This window comes from Streptomyces sp. ERV7, from assembly GCF_001653515.1.
In the GTDB taxonomy this organism is placed as follows: Bacteria; Actinomycetota; Actinomycetes; order Streptomycetales; family Streptomycetaceae; genus Streptomyces.
On the sequence record NZ_LYOY01000051.1, the window covers coordinates 1450386 to 1467234 of the forward strand.

The following is a 16849-nucleotide window of genomic DNA, read 5'->3' on the forward strand; positions in this document are numbered from 1 at the left end:
AGTGGGCGCATGCCCACCTTACCGCCGGAGCCGCGGCGCTCTTCCGAGGCCGAGACACATCAACTGCGGGGAGCAGCCGGGTCGTTCGGCACCGAAGCCGAGCGATACGACCGGGCGCGACCGCGCTACCCCGCCGCCCTCGTGGACCGGATCACCGCCCGCACGCCGGACGTCCGCATCCTCGACGTCGGCTGCGGGACCGGCATCGTCGCCCGGCAGTTCCAGGCGGTCGGCTGCGAGGTGCTCGGGGTCGAGCCGGACGCGCGTATGGCCGAGGTGGCGCGTCGGCTCGGGGTCGAGGTCGACGTGGCGACGTTCGAGGCGTGGGATCCCGGCGGGCGGGAGTTCGACGCGGTCGTCGCCGGACAGACCTGGCACTGGGTGGACCCGGCGGCGGGTGCGGCCCAGGCCTCGCGAGTGCTGCGGCACGGGGGTCGACTGGCGGCGTTCTGGAACGTGTTCCAGCTGCCGCCCGAGGTGGCGGAGGCCTTCGCCGCGGTCTACCGGCGGGTGCTGCCGGACTCGCCGTTCGACCTGGAAGCGGTGACCAGGCAACCCCTGGACGCGTATCGGGCGTTGTTCACCAAGGCGGCCGACGGAATGCGCGGGGCCGGTGTGTTCAGCGAGCCCGAGCAGTGGCGCTTCGACTGGGAGTGGTCCTACAGCCGGGAGGCGTGGCTGGAGCAGGTGCCCACCCACGGCGTCCTCACCAGGCTCCCGCCCGACCGACTGGCGGAGGTGCTGGAGGGCATCGGGGCCGCCATCGACGCGGTGGGCGGCGGTTTCACCATGGGCTACGCGACGGTGGCGGTCACCGCGACGCGAAACGGGACAGCCGTCCGTCGGTGACGGGGCGGTGAGCCCGTCGCCGAGGGGACGACGCTCTAGGCTTCACCCACCCGGTACCGGCCCGGCCACCGACCCCGACCTCAGGAGCGCACCCCGTGTTCGACCCCGTACTGGACAACCCGTACCCCGACAGCCTGCGGCCCGACGACGTGCCCGCGCCGCACGAGTTGCTGGCGCCGGTGCTCGGCTTCCTCGGCACCTGGCACGGTCGGGGCCAGGGTGAGTACCCGACGATCAGCGGGGACTTCGCCTACGCGCAGGAGGTGACGTTCAGCCACGACGGCCGCCCGTTCCTCCGTTACGAGGCCCGGGCCTGGCTGCTCGGCGCCGACGACACCCCGTTGCGTCCCTCCGCCCGGGAGAGCGGCTGGTGGCGGATCCAGCCCGACGGACGGGTGGAGGCGCTGATCACCCAGCCCACCGGCATCGCGGAGATCGCCGTCGGCCACGCGGGCGAGAACACGGTCGACCTCTCCACCGGCCAGGTGGCCCTCACCCCCACCGCCAAGGAGGTGACCGCGACCCGGCGCCGCTACACCCTCGCCGACGAGGACACGCTCACCTTCGTCCACGATCTCGCGGCGGTCGGGCAGCCGCTCCAGCACCACCTCTCGGCCCGCCTGCGACGGACGTCCTAGCCGCCCTGGCCCGCCCCGGACATCGGCTCGTGAGCCTGCCGCGCGGAAAGGGTCAGTTGTGCCCGAACTTCCGGGGCTGTTTGTGGGAGACCTCCTGCGGGGCCGGACGCACCACGTCCTGTGCGGCGGGTGACCTCGTCGGCTCCTTCGTCTCCGCCGTCGCACTGCGTTCGTGGCCGCCGGTGCGGGCGCCGCGGTTCTGTCGGGTCTGCTTCTTGCCCACGACGATGCCTCCTTCAAGCGTCTCGGAGGATGAATCACAGGGGATGAATCACACCAGATTCGCATATGCGTACTAAGATCGCATTTCGGGCGGCCCCTGTGCATGGCGCCCGTGCGTGGCGTCCGTACATGGCTCCCGTGCGCGGCACCCAAGGGCTGGAACCCGCTGCGAAGGACCTGCGAAGATCGCTTTCGCGCCATGGCTCCGCGCCGCGGGCGCTGGTTCCGACCGTGTGGAGGGTGACGATGTACGCGATATCCCTGGGCGACGACGGCGCTGAGCTGCGTCCGATCGAGCCGTGGCAGGCCGAGGAGTTCCTCGCCCACGTGGACCGGGGGCGGGAGTTCATCGGGCGGCACAACGGTCTGCCCGACGTCGTCGCCGACCTGGCGTCGAGCCGGGCGTTCCTCCAGGCGTACGCGGAGAAGGCCGCGGCCGACACCGGGCGGCTCCTCGGCATCTGGACCGGCGCCACCCTGGTCGGCGCGGTGCTGCTGCGGAAGCTGGACGCCGCCCAGGGCACCGCCGAGGCGGGTTGCTGGCTGGAGCCGTCGGCGGTGGGCAGGGGGCTCGTGACCCGGGCCGTGCGCGTGATCATCGACTGGGCCGTGGAGGAGCGGGGCGTCCACCGGGTGGAGTGGTGGGTCTCGGTCGAGAACGAGCCCAGTATCGCCGTGGCCCGCCGGCTCGGGATGGCGAAGGACGGGGTGCTGCGCGAGAGCTACCTCTACCGGGGCAAGCGGCACGACGAGGAGATCTGGTCGGTGCTCGCGCCGGAGTGGCGGGCGGCCCGGCAGGCGAACTGAGCAGCACGGTCACGGACACGGAGCCCGGTCGGCATCGCCGTCCGGGCTCCGTGCCGTTCCGGCCAACCCCTCGCCGCGGCCAACTCGTCGTTCCTGGCCGCGTTTCAGCCAGAGATCCCTCCCCACGGCCTCACCCTCCGCGTCATTTTGCAATCCCTAAACTGCGGGATTACCTACCGCGGAGAAGCGCCCTAGCGTGGCGGGGACGGCACTTGCCCCCCTCTCCCGACCACCTGCCCCCCACTCCCCCGTAGCGGCACCTCCACGCCACGGGGGACGGTACGCGCGGTCCGTGCACGATCAGGCCACCATCGTGCACGCATCGTCAAGGCAATCACCCTGGCGCCGGCCGTTGAATGAGGCGTCAGTCGACCAGAAGTCATCCTGAAGGGCAGGCAGTTGAGCAACCCATCTCCCTTTCCCTCCCCGTTACCGTCCTCCTCCTCGTCCTCCTCCCCACCACCCGTACCGCCGCAGCTCCGCACCGCGCACCTCGACACCTTCGTCCAGGACCGTCTGCCGCCCGCCTCGCTCCAGCCGGACACCCTGCTCGACCTGCCCACACTGCGCTTTCCGACCCGGCTGAACTGCGCGACCGAGCTCCTCGAAGGACCCTCGGGACCGGCGGACCGCGCGGGCCGGCTGGCGGTGCTCTCACCGCACGGGGTGCGCTGGACGTACGCGGAACTCCTCGCCACCGTCTCGCGCATCGCTCATGTGCTCACCGAGGACATGGGCCTGGTGCCGGGCAACCGGGTGCTGCTGCGGGGCTCCAACACCCCGATGCTGGTGGCGATCTGGCTCGCGGTGGTGCGCGCCGGCGGGGTGGTCGTGGCCACGATGCCGCTGCTGCGCGCCAAGGAGCTCGCGTATGTGATCGACAAGGCGCGCATCACGCACGCCCTGTGCGAGTCCGCTCTCGGCGCCGAACTGGAGTCGGCGCGGGCCGAGGGGAGCCGGCTGCGGACGATGTACTTCCGCGCCGAGGCGTCCGCTGACGAGGCCCCGGAGCCGCACCCGGACGCCGACCTCGACCGGGCCATGGCCGGGCACCCCGACTGGTTCGCGCCGGTCGACACCGCCGCCACCGACCCCTGCCTGGTCGCCTTCACCTCGGGCACCACGGGGATGCCGAAGGCGACCGTGCACTCGCACCGCGACGTGATGGCCGTGTGCAGCTCCTTCCCCCAGCACGTGCTGCGGGCCACCGGCGACGACCGGTTCATCGGCACCCCCTCGCTGGCGTTCACCTACGGCCTCGGCGGGCTGCTGCTCTTCCCCCTGCACATCGGCGCCTCCGTCGTGCTGCTCGACCGTGCCTCGCCGCAGCAACTGGCCCGCGCGATCGACGAGTTCCGCGCCACCGTGTGCTTCAGCGGCCCGACCGCGTACCGGGCGATGTGCATGGACCCGGCCCCGTACGGAATGTCCTCGCTGCGCGAGTGCGTCTCGGCGGGTGAGCCGCTGCCGCCGGTCACCCGCAAGATGTGGAAGCAGCGCACCGGCCACGATCTGATCGACGGGCTCGGCTCCACCGAGATGCTGCACATCTTCATCGCGATGCGCGGGGACGAGGCCGCGACCCGGCCCGGCGCGCTCGGACGCCCGGTGCCCGGCTACCTCGCCGCGATCGTCGACGACGCGGGCCGCCCGCTGCCGTACGGCGAGGTCGGCGCGCTGGCCGTCAAGGGGCCCACGGGCTGCCGCTACCTCGACGACGACCGCCAGGTGGACTACGTACGCAACGGCTGGAACCTCACCGGTGACGCCTGCTGGGCCGACAAGGACGGCTATCTCCACTATCACGCCCGCCTCGACGACATGATCGTGTCGGCCGGGTACAACATCTCGCCGGTCGAGGTCGAGGCCACGCTCCTGACCCATCCGGCCGTCCGGGAGTGCGCGGCGGTCGCCGCCCCCGACGACGAGCGCGGCACGGTGGTGCAGGCCCATGTCGTGCTCGCGAAGGGCTACACCCCCTCCCGCGCACTGGTCCTGGAACTCCAGCAGTTCTCCAAGACCGAGATGGCGCCCTACAAGTATCCGCGCCTCATCTCCTTCTGCGACGCACTCCCCCGGGCCGGCACCGGGAAGGTCCAGCGCTTCCGACTGCGCGGCGCCGCGGCCGACGACGGCTCGGGCCCGTCGGCCGAACTGGAAGGAGCAGCCGGTGACGCTGCCTCCGCCTGACCCCGGCCCGACCGGCTTCACCCAGCACAAGCGCGTCTTCTTCCACCACTGCGATCCGGCGGGCATCGTCTTCTACCCGCAGTATCTGCTGCTGATCAACGAGGTGCTCCAGGACTGGTTCGAGACAGGTCTTGACGTCGGCTACGCCGGGCTGTTCGCCGAGCGCCGGATCGGCATTCCCACCGTCCGCCTCGAATGCGACTTCCTCGCCCCGAGCCGGCTGGGCGACGAGCTGGAGATCACGCTCACCGTCGAACGCATCGGAAAGTCGTCGTTCGAGCTGCGGTACGAGTGCGCCGGGTCACCGGGCCAGGACGTACGCGCCCGGATCCGCGCGGTGCTGGTGACCACCTCGCTCGACGGACACGGCCCGATCCCCATTCCCCAGGACATCCGCACAGCGATGGAGCGTTACTCATGACGAGCAACCGCACGGACTCCGCCACCGGTCCGATCGGCCTGATCGAGACCGACGGGCTCGGCGCCGGCAACTTCTTCCGCCTCGCCGCCGCGGCCGCGAGCGAGACGACCGAGACCGTGATCGAACTCGACCAGCCCTATCACGCTCCCACCGGGGTCACCCACGAGAGACTCTCCCTGTCGGCGCTCGACGAGCTCACCGACCGGGTGGCCGCCGGGTACTACGCCGACGGCATCCGCCCCAAGGACCCGGTGGCGGTCTTCGTGGCGGAGAGCGTGCGCTACCTCGTGCACTACATCGCGCTGACGAAGATCGGCGCGATCCCCGTGTTCGTGAACAGCTCGCTCCCCTCGGAGATCGCGGCGCGGTTCATCGAGCACGTGGGCGCGGCCGCCGTGGTGTCCGACCCCGAGCGGCTCGCCGAGGACCGGCTGCCGATCGCGTACTACGCCGAGGAGCCGTACGGCCAGGGCGCCTTCAAGCTCTTCACCCACGAGGACGACGACCCGGTGCTGATCGCCCACACCTCCGGGACCACGGGCATCCCGAAGGCCGTGCAGTTCAACCACAAGGGGTTCTTCTTCGGGGTGAGGCAGCAGATCAGGGCCGACCTCGGCTCGCGCATCCTCTCCGCCCTGCCGCAGAGCCACGCGTCCGCGATCTCCGTACTGATGTCGGCGGTCGCCCGGCGTGCCACCACCCTGCTCGCGACCCGTCGCGGCCCCGAGGACATCGCCCTGGCCATCCAGGAGTTCCGGCCGCACCTGGTCGCGGGTTTCCCCAAGACCTTCGTCGACCTGTGCCGCGTCGACCTGGACGCGTACGACCTGTCCTCGGTCGCGCGCTGGATGTCCACCGGCGACGCCAACCACGAGCGGCACATACGCAAGCTGGTGGCGCGCGGCAACCACGTCGACCGGGACGGGAGTCCGCAGCCCGGTTCGCTGTTCATCGACAACTTCGGCTCGTCCGAGTTCGGCTTCGCCATGTTCCGTACGGTGCACACCCCCACCAGCGACCGCTACCAGCGGTGCATCGGCCGGCCCTTCGGCTGGGTGGAGGTGGAGATCTTCGACGCGGACGACGAGCCCGTGGCACACGGCACGGTGGGCCGCCTCGCGCTCAAGTCGCCCACGATCACGGGGGGTTACTGGAACAACAGCCTGCTCAGCGAGAAGAACCGGATCCAGGGCTACTGGCTCACCGGCGATCTCGCCTATCGCGGTGAGGACGGCCTCTACTTCCACGTCGACCGGACGACGGACCGGATCACCACCGCGAACGGAGTCCTCTACAGCGCCCAGACGGAGGAGCTGGTACTGCGCCACTTCCCCGACCTCGTCGACTGCTCGATCGTCGGAGTGGAGAGCGCCGACGGCGACAGCCAGCTGCCCGTGCTGACCATCGACGTGCCCTCCTCCGAGGCGGAGTTGGAGGAGCTCCGGTTACGTGTCAACACTCTGCTGGCGGAGCGGGGCTGGCCGCCGATCGAGAAGGTCCTCGTCAAGGGCGCCGAGGAGCACGTGGGCGTCACGGGGAAGGCGCTGAAGCGCAGTATGCGGGTGGCCTTCTCGGAGGCCTGACACTGATTCCTGCTCCTGGTCCGGCTCACCCACCGTCCGCCCCGGTCTCGCCGCTGCGAGGCCGGGGCCGCCGCGCGGGTGGCTTCACCCCGGTCGAGGTCAGCGGTCCCGCTCCGCGAAGACCTCGCGCGCGGCGGCGATCCCGTTGAGGGCCGCGGGGAATCCGGCGTACCCGGCCATCTGCGTGATGACCTCGACGACCTCCTCGCGGGTGCCGCCGACGTTGAGCAGGCCGTGGATGTGCACGCGCAGTTGCGGGGCGGCGGTGCCGAGGGCCGTGCACATGGCGACGGTGGCCAGCTCGCGGGACTTGAGGTCGAGGGCGGTACGGGAGTAGATGTCGCCGAACGCGAACTCGATGATGTAGCGCCCCAGGTCGGGCGCCATGTCCTGGAGGGAGGCTACGACGGCGTCCCCCGCGTGGCCGTCCACTTCGGCGAGCTTGGCGAGCCCCCGCTCGTACCGCTGGTCGCGCTCGCCGGTGTCGGCCGGCTCATGGGCGAGTCCGGGCCGGTCGCGGAACGCCTCGCGGGCGACCGCGATGCCGTTGAGCGCCGCGGGTATCCCGGCGTAGACGGCGGCGTGGATGAGCACCTCCACGACCTCGGCCGGGGTCACACCCACGTTCAGCGCCCCGTCGATGTGGAAGCGCAGCTGGGGAGCGGCCGTCCCCATCGCGGCCAGCGCGGCGACGGTGGCCACCTCGCGCTGGCGGAGGGTGAGCCGGTCGTTCGCCAGGAGCTCCCCGTAACCGAAGGAGACCGTCATCCGGCCCAGGTCGGGGGCGATGTCGGCGAGGCTGTCGAGCACGGCGGGGCGCTCGCTGCCGCTGACCTTCCGCAACAGGGCGAGACCGCGCTCGAAGCGCTCGTCGGTGTCGGGGGCGGTGCCGGTGGCAGCGGCGGCGGAAGAGGCAGAGGATGCGGTTCCGGAGTTCTGTGCGCTGTTCATATGACCGAAACTAGAACCTGGAGCGCACTCCAACGCAAGCGGACCGCCCTCGGCGCAGCTCACAGATGAGGAAGAGCACCACATGGCAGATGAGATTCCGACGGGCGGGCGGTATGTGGAGCTGTCACCACCCGCCCCGAGGACCACCTCCGGCACAGTCGAGGTGTGGGAGTTCTTCTGGTACGGGGACCCGCACTCGTACGCCATGGAGCCGGCCGTGCGCCGCTGGGCGGGGAGGCAGACGGGGGTGACCTTCGTCCGCGTCCCGGTGCCCTTCGGCGGGCCGTGGGACGCCCATGCGCAGCTGCACTTCGCGCTGGAGGCCCTGGCGCACGCCGACACCGCGACCATGCACGCCGTGTACGAGGCCGTCCAGCACCAGGGGAGGCGGCTGGCCGATCCCGACGAACAGGCGGACTTCGTCGCCCGGCTCGGCGTCGACCGCGCACGCTATCTGTCCGTCCTCAACTCCTTCGGGGTGAAGGGTCAGTTGGCCGCCGCCAAGGCGCAGGTGCGCAGAGCCGGCGTCCAGCGGGTTCCCACCTTCCTCGTCAACGGGAAGTACCGGAGCGATCTGAAGACGGCGGGCAGCCCCGCCGAGCTGATACGGGTGGTCGAACGGCTCGTGGTCATGGCGCGGGCTCGGTAACCCTCGCCCCACCGGCCGTCGGTCGGCCCCCATTCGGCGAGCAGGACCGATACTTCATCACTCTGGGGAGTGATCCTCCGAACCACGTGTCGGATGCGCGGCGGCGGTGGGCATGGCAGCAGCGAACCTGCGCCCACAGCCGCACACGACAGACGGGAACGCCCCCCATGCCCCTCCCCTCCGAGCTCAGAACCGGTGACGTCGTCCTGACACGCGGCACGGGACACATCTCCCGTGCCATCTGCCTCCTGGACGGCTCCGAGGTCAGCCACGCCGCGCTCGCGATCGGGCCGGACACCCTGGCCGAGGCCGTCGGCGAGGGCCTGCACACCCTCACCTACGCCAAGGCCCTCGACGAGCACGACCTCGTCGTCGGGCGTACGCTGACCCACCCGGCGGACATGGCCCCCGTCCTCGACGTGGCCCAGCGCTATCTGGGCTCCCGCCACGCCTACGCCCACCAGCAGATCGTGCTGCTCGCCGTACTGGCCCTCACCCGGCGCATCCCGCTGCCACCGGGCGGAAAGCACATGGTGCGCGCCGTCCTGGACCGGGCCGCCGGAGTCCTCAACACGATGGCCGAGCGCGGCCAACAACCGATGATCTGCTCCGAGTTCGTCTACCGCTGCCACACGGAGGCCCGGCCCGCGCCCCCGTACGCCCTGGACCTCCGGATGCGCGCGGCCACGGCACCCGCCGGGGAGGAGACGCTTCTGCGGTGGGCCGAGGGCCATCCCGCGCTCCCCCGCGTCCCGCTGAAGGCGCCCACCGCACTGGGGGCGTACGACCCCGTCGGCGCCGAGGCCGCGCTCGCGCCCGTGCTCTCCTCGTACAACGCGGCCGTCGGCAAGGCGAACGGCATCCCCGCCGCCCAGCGCCTTCCCGGCGTCGGCGCCCCGACCGACCCCAGCGACGAGGAGCTGCTGGCGTCCATGACGGCGTTCGGCACCGCGCTGCACCAGGCCGCCGGCGCGGACAGCGACGGCGCCGAGCCCCTCACGCCCCACCAGGCCTTGGAGAGGATCCGCGTCACCGAGGCCGAGCCGAACTTCGTCACCCCCGGCGACCTGCTGCGCACCCTCTCCCTCACCGAGAAGTACCGCGCGCCCATCGGCGGAGCCGCCTCCGTCACCTCCGGTCTCCTCGATCCCCGCTAGGACCGGTCCGGCAAGAGCGCCGAACGCGACACCTGCCGCGCGGTATCGGACAAATACCTTGCACCCCCATCAACAATCCGCGTTGTTCATCGACAAGTTGCCTGCCGTTCACTCTCCGTACTCCTAGAGTCTGGGTGTCCCACCCCCGAACTCACAGGGAGCGGAGCCATGGACTCATTGCGTCACCTCACCGCCCATCTCGGTCTCGACCTCACGGCGATATGTCTGCTGACCTTCGCGATCTACTACCCGAGACACCGGCGACGCGACCTCGTACCCGCGTATCTCGCCCTGAACGTATCCCTGTTCACCATCGTCGCGGCCCTCGCCGAGGTCGGTGGCAGCGGCGGCATGGCGCTCGGGTTCGGTCTGTTCGGCGTCCTGTCGATCATCAGGCTGCGCTCCGACGCCGTCCAGCACGAGGAGGTGGCGTACTACTTCACCACCCTCGTCCTCGGCCTCATCTGCGGGCTGCCGCACCTGGCGTTCGGACTCGCCGCCGCGATGAGCGCCGTCCTCCTGCTGGTCGTCTACACCGCGGACCACCCGAGGCTGCTGTCGGGAGTACGACGCGCGGTCATCACCCTCGACGCCGTGCACAGCGACCCCGACGCGCTCCGCGCGGACCTCGCGCTGCGACTGGGCGAGCCGATGCAGTGGACGGTCATGGAGGTCGACTTCGTCCGCGATCTGATGGTCCTCGACGTCCGCTACCGCGAGCCCGGGGCGGGCGTGGCGCGTCGACGGGCCGGAGGCAACGAGGTCGTGCGCCGCACCGAACCCCTCCTGGACGCGGCATGACCACCGACACCGGCGCACCGGCGCGGACCGCGGCCTTCCGGGCCATCGACGAGGCGGCCCACCGGGCCCGGCCCATCTCCCTGGCCGAACTCAACGAGCGGTCCGCGCTGCTCGCACGCTTCGACCGCAGCTATCTGGTGCCGACCGCGACATTCCTGCGCGTGATCGGCCAACTCACCCGGCCCTCCCACCACGGTGAGCCGTTCCGGGCGCTGGCCATCGACGACCGGCGCGCCTTCCACTACCACTCCGTCTACTACGACACCCCCGGACTCCGCTCCTTCCACGACCACCGCCAGGGCCGCCGCCTCCGCTTCAAGATCCGCGAACGCCTCTACGCGGACAGCGGCGAGCGGCAGTTCGAGATCAAGCTCAAGGGCGGCCGTGGTGACACCGTGAAACACCGCAGCCCCCTGACGGGCACGGACACCCCGCTGGACACCGCCCCGCAGGCGTTCCTCGCGGACACCCTGCACCGCGCCTACGAGATCGCCCCGCCGCCGTTGCTGGGGCCCTCGCTCACCACGGACTACCTGCGCTCGACGTTCGTGGCCGACGGCCGGCGCATCACCTGCGACGCCGGGCTGGTCTGCGTCGACCTGCGCGGCGGGCGGACCGTGCGCTGCGACGGCGGCCTCGTGCTCGTCGAGACCAAGTCGGCGGAACACCTCACCGAGGCGGACCGCCTCCTGCACGCCCACCGCGTACGGCCCGCCGTCTTCACCAAGTACTGCGGCGCCCTCGCCGTACTGCGCCCGTCCCTCCCCGCCAACCGCTGGCGCCGCGCGGCCCGCAGGGCGTTCACCGCCGAGGGGACCACGGAGGGGCCGGGGTGCCATAGGACTTCCCTATAGCGCCTGCTGACATTTCGTCTTTGCCTCTCGCTCTTTCCCGTACGTACCGTGTTTCTGTCGAGCGGACAATTACGCGATCGAGAGGACCGGTGGCATGACCACATTCGAGTTCGAGAAGGAATCGGGAACGCGGGAACTCGCGGGAAAGCGCGCCCTGGTCACCGGTGGTTCTCGCGGTATCGGAGAGGCTGTCGTGCGCCAACTCCTGGACGCGGGCGCCGAGGTGCTCACGACCGCCAGGTCGGAGACGAGCACGGTGCCGGAGGGGGCCGCCTTCGTGCGGGCCGACGTGCGGACGCGGGCGGGAGCGGAGGCGCTCGCCGCGGCCGCTCAGGAGATGCTCGGCGGGGTGGACATCCTGGTCCACAACGCGGGCGGGGCGGGACCTCACCAAGGCGCCCTGACCATCCCCGACGAGGAGTGGCAGGACGCGCTGGAGCTGAACTACCTGGCGTCGGTGCGGCTGGACTCCCTGCTGGCGCCGGGGATGCGGGAACGGCGTTCGGGGAGGATCGTGCACGTCTCCACGGCCGCCGTCCTCACCCCGATGGGCCCGTTCCTGCACTACACGGCGGCGAAGGCGGCGCTGGAGAACTACAGCCGGGGACTGGCCCTGGAGCTGGCCCCGTTCGGTGTACGGGTCAACACCGTGACTCCCGGCAGGGTCGCCACCCCCGGCGGCGAGGCGACACGGGAGGAGTGGGCGCGCCTGCACGCGGAGCCGGGCCGGATCAACGCCCACGACACCACCCCGCTGGGGCGCGACGGCCGGCCCGACGACATCGCCCACGCGGTGCTTTTCCTGGTGTCCGACCGGGCGAGCTGGCTGACCGGGAGCAAACTCGTCGTGGACGGCGGCGAATTCCCCAGGGGATGACGCGGACAGAATTTCCGGGAACTCCGGTTCAGCGAATTCCCTTCAGGTAAATTCCCTTCAGACAAATTCACTTCAGACGAATTCCCTTCAGCGGCGCCCGATTCCTTTCGGCCGTCAGGGCGCCCGTGAGAAGGACGGGGACTCGGACCAGGTCTCCTTGCGCAGGAGTTCGAGCAGGGCCGTCTCCGCCGGGCCCGCGCCGGAGCGCAGTACGGCGATGACGGGCTGGGACACGGCCGGGAGCACCGGGCGCACGAGGTGCTCATGGCCGTGGGGCACCGCGGAGGCCGGGACGAGCGTCACCCCCAGACCGTGGGCGGCCCAGCGCACGGCCGTCGTCGTCCGGGAGACGCGGGCGGCCGTGTCCGGGGTCAGACCGTTGTCCCGCAGCACGTTCACCAGCACGGCGTCGAGCGCGCTGTCGCGGTCGAACCGCACCCAGGGCTCGCGCTCCAGGGCGCCCAGCTCGACCCGGTCCGCGGCGAGCTCCTGATGCCCGGCGGCGAGGACCACGACGAACTCCTCGTCGCCGAGGTGGTGGGCGTCGTCGGGGCTCTGCTCGCACTTCGCCATCAGGGCGAGGTCGAGCACGCCCCGGCGACACAGGCGGTCCAGCTCGGCGGAGCTCGGCTCCTCGAAGACGGTGACCTCAAGGCGCGGGAAACGGCGGCGCAGAGCGGCGAGGGCGCCCGGCAGCTGACGTGTGCCGAAGCCCATCTGCACCGCGACCACCAGCTCACCCGCCAGCTCGTCGGCACCGGCCCGCGCCGTCGCCCTCGCCCGCCGCGCCGCGTTCACCGCGGCCCGCGCCTCCCGCAGGAACGCGCGCCCGACCACGGTGGGGACCAGGCCGGTCGGTGTGCGGGTGAACAGTTCCACGCCGAGTTCCCGCTCCAGACCGCGGATCTGCTGGGACACCGACGGTTGAGCCACGTGCAGCAGTTCAGCGGCTGCCGTCACCGAGCCCTCCTCGGCAACGGCCAGGGCGTACTCGAACTGGCGAAGGCTCATCGGCTCCCGTTCCCCTTCCCGCGGTGGACCGCGGTCCCCCCTGGTCATCACTGTCACAGCGAGCAACCCGGTTCCGCCGACGGAGATTCCCGTGGACCCGGCGGGAGCCGGTCCGCCCCGGGCTCTCACCCACCCCGGGCTGCCCTCCGGCCGCCGGAGCGGGTTTCGTAGGCTCAGGCGCGAACAACCGCTCCACGGGGGACTAGGCCGGGTCATGGGACTGCGCATCAAGATAGGCGTCACGATCACCGTGACCGCCACCCTCGCGGCGATGGTCACCGCGAGCCAGGTACCGGTCCTGCTCACCAACCGTGAGCGCGACATGCAACTCGAACGCCTGCGGTACGCGGCACGGCTCACCGAACAGCGGGGCAAACCCGCCCAGGGCCTGGAGGTCGACCCGCCCGACCTGCCCTCGCCGCTGCGCGCCAAGGTCCTCGGCGGGCACCCGGCCGCCTATGTGCAGAGCACCGAACACGGCGACATGATCTGGGCCGCCGAGGTGTCGGACAAGGGCGCCGTCCTCGCCATGCGCTCCGCCTCCAACGGGCTCAGTGACGAGGTCGAGCGCCTCATGTGGCAGTCCGGCGCCGTCGGCACCGCGGTGGCCACGGTGATCGGGCTCGGCCTGGCCACCCGGTTCGCCAGACGCCTCAGACGGTCCGCGCTCAGCGCCGAACAGATCGCCGCCGGCGATCTGACCGCACGGCTGCCGGAGACCGGCCGGGACGAGATCACCACCCTCACCCACGCCGTCAACGCGATGGCCGACGCACTCGCCGCCCGCCTTCAGGCCGAGCGCGAGGTGACCGCGAACATCGCCCACGAACTGCGTACCCCGGTCGCCGGACTGATCGCGGCAGCCGCTCTGCTGCCGGACGGCCGCGCCGAGAACATGGTGAAGGAACGGGCGGGCCGGCTGCGGGACCTGATGGAGGACGTCCTCGAAGTGGCCCGGCTCGACAGCGGCACCGAGGCGGCCGAGCCCCGGTGGGTGGAGCTGAGCGCCCTGGCCCGGCGGGTGGTGCGAGCGGCGGCCGAGGGGTACACCGCCACCGGCGGGACCGCGCCCGATGTGCGCGTCGACGTCGTCACCGACGCCGAGGTGGAGACCGATCCGCGCCGTGTGGAGCGCGTGCTGACCAACCTGGTCACCAATGCCCTGCGGCACGGGGCCGAGCCCGTCCTGGTCGAGGTCGACGGGCCGACCGTACGCGTACGGGACCACGGCACGGGCTTCCCCGAGCACCTCGTGGCACAGGGCCCGCAGCGCTTCCGTACCGGCGCGGAGGGGACGGGCCTCGGCCTGGGGCTCACCATCGCGGCCGGCCAGGCCGCGCTCCTCGGCGCGCACCTCGTCTTCGACAACCCCGCCGACGGCGGCGCGCGGGCGACGCTGGCCCTTCCCCTGACGACCCTTCCCGTAACGCCGCAAGCCGACCGGTGACACCGCCCCCGCGAGCTCGCGGGGGCGGCCACCGGCCGGCCTGGTCATGCGTGTGAACCACGCACAGGGGGCGTCACATGGGGTCGATGCCGCCACTGCCCCTCTCGTTCGCCTGCTTGCTCTCCTCCTGCAGCCGACGCGCCTTCTCCTTCAGCCGGTCACGCTCGGCCGGGTCGTTGGCACGCTCGGCAGCCTGCTCCAGCTGCTCCGCCTTCTGGCGCATCTGCCGGGCACGGCCGCCGGTCTCGTCTGCAATGCTCATGATCACTCCTGGATCTGGGGGGAGCGGACGCCACCAGGGAATCAGCGCCCCGGGCCCGGCGCATCCGGAACGGTCACGCACCGCTATCCCCGCAGGACACGCCACCCGTACGGCGCCGGGCGGAATGCCCACCGCAGACCGGCGTGCTGTGCTGACCCTGGGCACGGACCGCCATCGTGGCGGTGGGGAGGCAGGAGACCCGTCTCGCGGAGGAGAACCCGATGGCGATTTTGATGCAGGCCGAGCTGCCCGGTGTGACGACGGACCAGTACGACACCCTCAACGCCAAACTCCAGGCGCTGCCGAGCAGCCCGTTCGACGGCTGTCTGGCCCACGTCTGCGTCCCGACGGGCGGTGGCCTGCAGATCACCGACCTGTGGGAGTCCGAGCAGGCCATGCGGAACTTCATGGAGATCGTGATGCCGCTCGCCGCCGAGGCCAACCTGCCCCAGGGCCCCGAGCCGACGATCTCTAAGGTGCACAACCACTGGATCCCGCCCGGCGCGTAGGGCCCTGGGGTCATCCGCCGCCGCACCGAGGCGGCCGGCCCGTAACCCATGATCCTTTCCTGCGTTGGTCCGGTCAGGGCCGGACCCAGCCGGACCACGAGGAACGCATGAGGTCGCTCACCGTGCACACCATCACCAAGAAGATCATCGCCGGAGTCGGAACCGCCGCCCTGGCGCTCGGCTGTGTCGTCGCCGCCGGGCCGCCCGCGGCCGCGGACGGCAAGTGGTGCAACAACTCGGTCTGCATCCAGACGTACGACATCGGCACCTATCTGGGCCGGGTCGAGGTGTCGGTGGTCAACACCAACCAGCCGCACCGCATCCGCGCGCGCGTGTGGACCACCAACGGCTGGAGCGCCAACACCAAGGTCGAGGACGTCTCCGCGTTCCGGACCTACCGGGACCAGGCGTACCCCCAGCGGCACTTCCCGGCGGGTACCCGGCTCTGCGCGGAGGGCTTCCGCGGCGACGCCAGCGTGGGGCTTCCCTGCGTCACGATCACCGGCTGAGCCGGCCCGGCGGGCGGTTCGGCCGCCCGGTCACAGCATGGCCAGATGCGCCTCCACGTACGGGACCGCCACCGACTCCGCCGGGTGCGCCGCGCCGAGCATCGGGTGGACGTTGACCTCGAAGACCACACCGCCGTTCTCCACGGCGAGGTCGACGCCGCCGAAGCGCAGCCCCACGGACTTGGTGGCGGCGACCGCCAGTTCGCAGAGGTCCACCGGCAGGTCGTCCACCGGCATGGGGGTGCAGGCCGCCCCCTGGGCCTCGTTGCAGGGTGCGTCGGGACGCGTCTGGACGTGTTCGCAGGCCTGCACGGCCCGCCCGTCGAGCACCGAGACGCGGAACTGGTGGCGCTGTCCGGCGGCGTTGAAGTTCCCGGCGTCCCGCGAGATCAGCCAGTCCTGCTCGGAGTCGGCGTAGCGGGCGAGCGCCTGGAACAGCTGCTCGTACGTGGTGATGTGCAGGACGTCGTCACCGCAGGTTCCCCGTGCGGGCCGGGCCCAGACGTCGCGGCCCAGCCGGTCGAACGCCATGGCGGCCGCGTCCACGCTGGGCCGCGTCAGGGTGACGGTCTCCATGTGCGCGATGCCGTGGAGCGCGAACCGCGCCATGGTGAGGTTCTTGTCGGTGGCCGCCCGCCACGCGTCGGCGTCCGTCCCGAGCGAGACCGTCCCGTACCGTTTCAGCAGCCGCTGGAACGGCTCGAAGCTGCGGCGCTCGGGCGGCTGGACCTCGTAGACGAGCACGGCGGACGGGGTGACCGAAAGGTCCTCGGAGGGCACCTCCAGACGGACCACGGAGTCCGCGACATGCGTCCGGCCCGATCCGCCGGTCAGGAAGTGCCGTGCGTCGACCAGCACCGGCGGCCGTCCCGTCAGGAGCTCGACCGCGGCGGCCAGAGCGGCGCGACTGCCCTCCATGGAGCTGTGGTCGGTCATCACAACGATCTCGCGGTCACTCATCCCGGCTCGGTCCCCTTGCCCCTGCTGCGGTGCTGCGGACAGAAGCGCCTCCCGAATCTACGGAGGTGTCGCGCCGGGCCAAAGTAGGCTTTCCGTCAACCTCGAAGCGGCCCGTTCCCGGGTCCCCCGGGGCGACCCGCGCACCCCTACCC

General features: G+C 71.4%; 19 protein-coding genes. 14 read left to right on the top strand and 5 right to left on the bottom strand.

Features of this window, described 5'->3' with window-relative positions; translation table 11 throughout:
• Positions 1–9 precede the first annotated feature (9 nt).
• Together A8W25_RS29390 and A8W25_RS29395 are read left to right on the top strand one after the other, a co-directional pair.
• Entirely contained in the window at positions 10–849 is an 840-nt protein-coding gene (locus tag A8W25_RS29390; RefSeq protein ID WP_067167035.1) for a class I SAM-dependent methyltransferase, read from the top strand.
• Positions 850–944: 95 nt separating this feature from the next.
• Positions 945–1487 (top strand): FABP family protein, encoded by a 543-nt coding sequence (locus A8W25_RS29395; RefSeq protein ID WP_067167038.1) that lies wholly within the window; start codon positions 945–947, stop codon positions 1485–1487.
• 52 nt (positions 1488–1539) lie between these two features.
• Here A8W25_RS29395 and A8W25_RS34590 read toward each other — a convergent pair whose 3' ends face one another.
• Complete coding sequence (locus A8W25_RS34590) at positions 1540–1710, bottom strand: hypothetical protein (RefSeq protein WP_199831856.1); 171 nt, start codon at positions 1708–1710, stop codon at positions 1540–1542.
• A 245-nt stretch (positions 1711–1955) separates the two neighbouring features.
• Between A8W25_RS34590 and A8W25_RS29400 the strand changes: the two genes are divergently transcribed.
• From A8W25_RS29400 to A8W25_RS29415, 4 genes are all read left to right on the top strand, one after another.
• Positions 1956–2516, top strand: a complete 561-nt coding sequence (locus A8W25_RS29400; protein ID WP_067167040.1) for a GNAT family N-acetyltransferase — start codon at positions 1956–1958, stop codon at positions 2514–2516.
• A 399-nt stretch (positions 2517–2915) separates the two neighbouring features.
• Positions 2916–4706 (top strand): AMP-binding protein, encoded by a 1791-nt coding sequence (locus A8W25_RS29405; RefSeq protein WP_067167042.1) that lies wholly within the window; start codon positions 2916–2918, stop codon positions 4704–4706.
• A complete protein-coding gene (locus tag A8W25_RS29410) occupies positions 4687–5127 on the top strand; it encodes an acyl-CoA thioesterase (protein WP_199831857.1) in 441 nt (146 codons plus the stop codon). Before A8W25_RS29405 ends, A8W25_RS29410 begins: the two co-directional genes overlap by 20 nt.
• Positions 5124–6710 (top strand): class I adenylate-forming enzyme family protein, encoded by a 1587-nt coding sequence (locus A8W25_RS29415; protein ID WP_067167044.1) that lies wholly within the window; start codon positions 5124–5126, stop codon positions 6708–6710. The genes A8W25_RS29410 and A8W25_RS29415 overlap by 4 nt, the downstream gene beginning before the upstream one ends.
• 99 nt (positions 6711–6809) lie before the next feature.
• Here A8W25_RS29415 and A8W25_RS29420 read toward each other — a convergent pair whose 3' ends face one another.
• Positions 6810–7661 carry a carboxymuconolactone decarboxylase family protein gene (locus A8W25_RS29420; protein WP_079126473.1) on the bottom strand — a complete coding sequence of 284 codons (852 nt, stop codon included), beginning with the start codon at positions 7659–7661 and terminating at the stop codon, positions 6810–6812.
• A gap of 82 nt (positions 7662–7743) precedes the next feature.
• On the opposite strand from A8W25_RS29420, the gene A8W25_RS29425 reads away from it, so the two are divergent.
• From A8W25_RS29425 to A8W25_RS29445, 5 genes are all read left to right on the top strand, one after another.
• Positions 7744–8310: a thiol:disulfide interchange protein DsbA/DsbL gene (locus A8W25_RS29425; RefSeq protein ID WP_079126474.1), complete on the top strand. Its 567-nt coding sequence runs from the start codon at positions 7744–7746 to the stop codon at positions 8308–8310.
• Positions 8311–8477: 167 nt separating this feature from the next.
• Positions 8478–9467 (top strand): hypothetical protein, encoded by a 990-nt coding sequence (locus A8W25_RS29430; protein WP_067167048.1) that lies wholly within the window; start codon positions 8478–8480, stop codon positions 9465–9467.
• Positions 9468–9635: 168 nt separating this feature from the next.
• Positions 9636–10268 carry a DUF4956 domain-containing protein gene (locus tag A8W25_RS29435; RefSeq protein ID WP_067167051.1) on the top strand — a complete coding sequence of 211 codons (633 nt, stop codon included), beginning with the start codon at positions 9636–9638 and terminating at the stop codon, positions 10266–10268.
• Positions 10265–11122, top strand: coding sequence for a polyphosphate polymerase domain-containing protein (locus tag A8W25_RS29440; RefSeq protein WP_067167053.1), 858 nt, complete (start codon positions 10265–10267; stop codon positions 11120–11122). The genes A8W25_RS29435 and A8W25_RS29440 overlap by 4 nt, the downstream gene beginning before the upstream one ends.
• 94 nt (positions 11123–11216) lie before the next feature.
• Complete coding sequence (locus A8W25_RS29445; RefSeq protein ID WP_067167056.1) at positions 11217–11999, top strand: SDR family oxidoreductase; 783 nt, start codon at positions 11217–11219, stop codon at positions 11997–11999.
• 114 nt (positions 12000–12113) lie between these two features.
• On the opposite strand, the gene A8W25_RS29450 is transcribed toward A8W25_RS29445, so the two are convergent.
• Entirely contained in the window at positions 12114–13010 is an 897-nt protein-coding gene (locus A8W25_RS29450) for a LysR family transcriptional regulator (RefSeq protein WP_067167057.1), read from the bottom strand.
• Positions 13011–13224: 214 nt separating this feature from the next.
• Between A8W25_RS29450 and A8W25_RS29455 the strand changes: the two genes are divergently transcribed.
• Complete coding sequence (locus A8W25_RS29455) at positions 13225–14457, top strand: sensor histidine kinase (RefSeq protein ID WP_067167060.1); 1233 nt, start codon at positions 13225–13227, stop codon at positions 14455–14457.
• A gap of 73 nt (positions 14458–14530) precedes the next feature.
• Here A8W25_RS29455 and A8W25_RS29460 read toward each other — a convergent pair whose 3' ends face one another.
• Positions 14531–14719: a DUF6381 family protein gene (locus tag A8W25_RS29460; RefSeq protein ID WP_067167062.1), complete on the bottom strand. Its 189-nt coding sequence runs from the start codon at positions 14717–14719 to the stop codon at positions 14531–14533.
• 221 nt (positions 14720–14940) lie between these two features.
• Here A8W25_RS29460 and A8W25_RS29465 point away from each other — a divergent pair, with 221 nt between their 5' ends.
• Together A8W25_RS29465 and A8W25_RS29470 are read left to right on the top strand one after the other, a co-directional pair.
• Positions 14941–15228 (top strand): hypothetical protein, encoded by a 288-nt coding sequence (locus A8W25_RS29465; protein ID WP_067167065.1) that lies wholly within the window; start codon positions 14941–14943, stop codon positions 15226–15228.
• Between the two features lie 107 nt (positions 15229–15335).
• On the top strand, positions 15336–15737 hold the full coding sequence (locus A8W25_RS29470; protein ID WP_079126475.1) for a hypothetical protein: 402 nt from the start codon (positions 15336–15338) through the stop codon (positions 15735–15737).
• A 30-nt stretch (positions 15738–15767) separates the two neighbouring features.
• On the opposite strand, the gene A8W25_RS29475 is transcribed toward A8W25_RS29470, so the two are convergent.
• A complete protein-coding gene (locus A8W25_RS29475) occupies positions 15768–16697 on the bottom strand; it encodes an ATP-grasp domain-containing protein (RefSeq protein ID WP_067167067.1) in 930 nt (309 codons plus the stop codon).
• Positions 16698–16849: the final 152 nt, after the last annotated feature.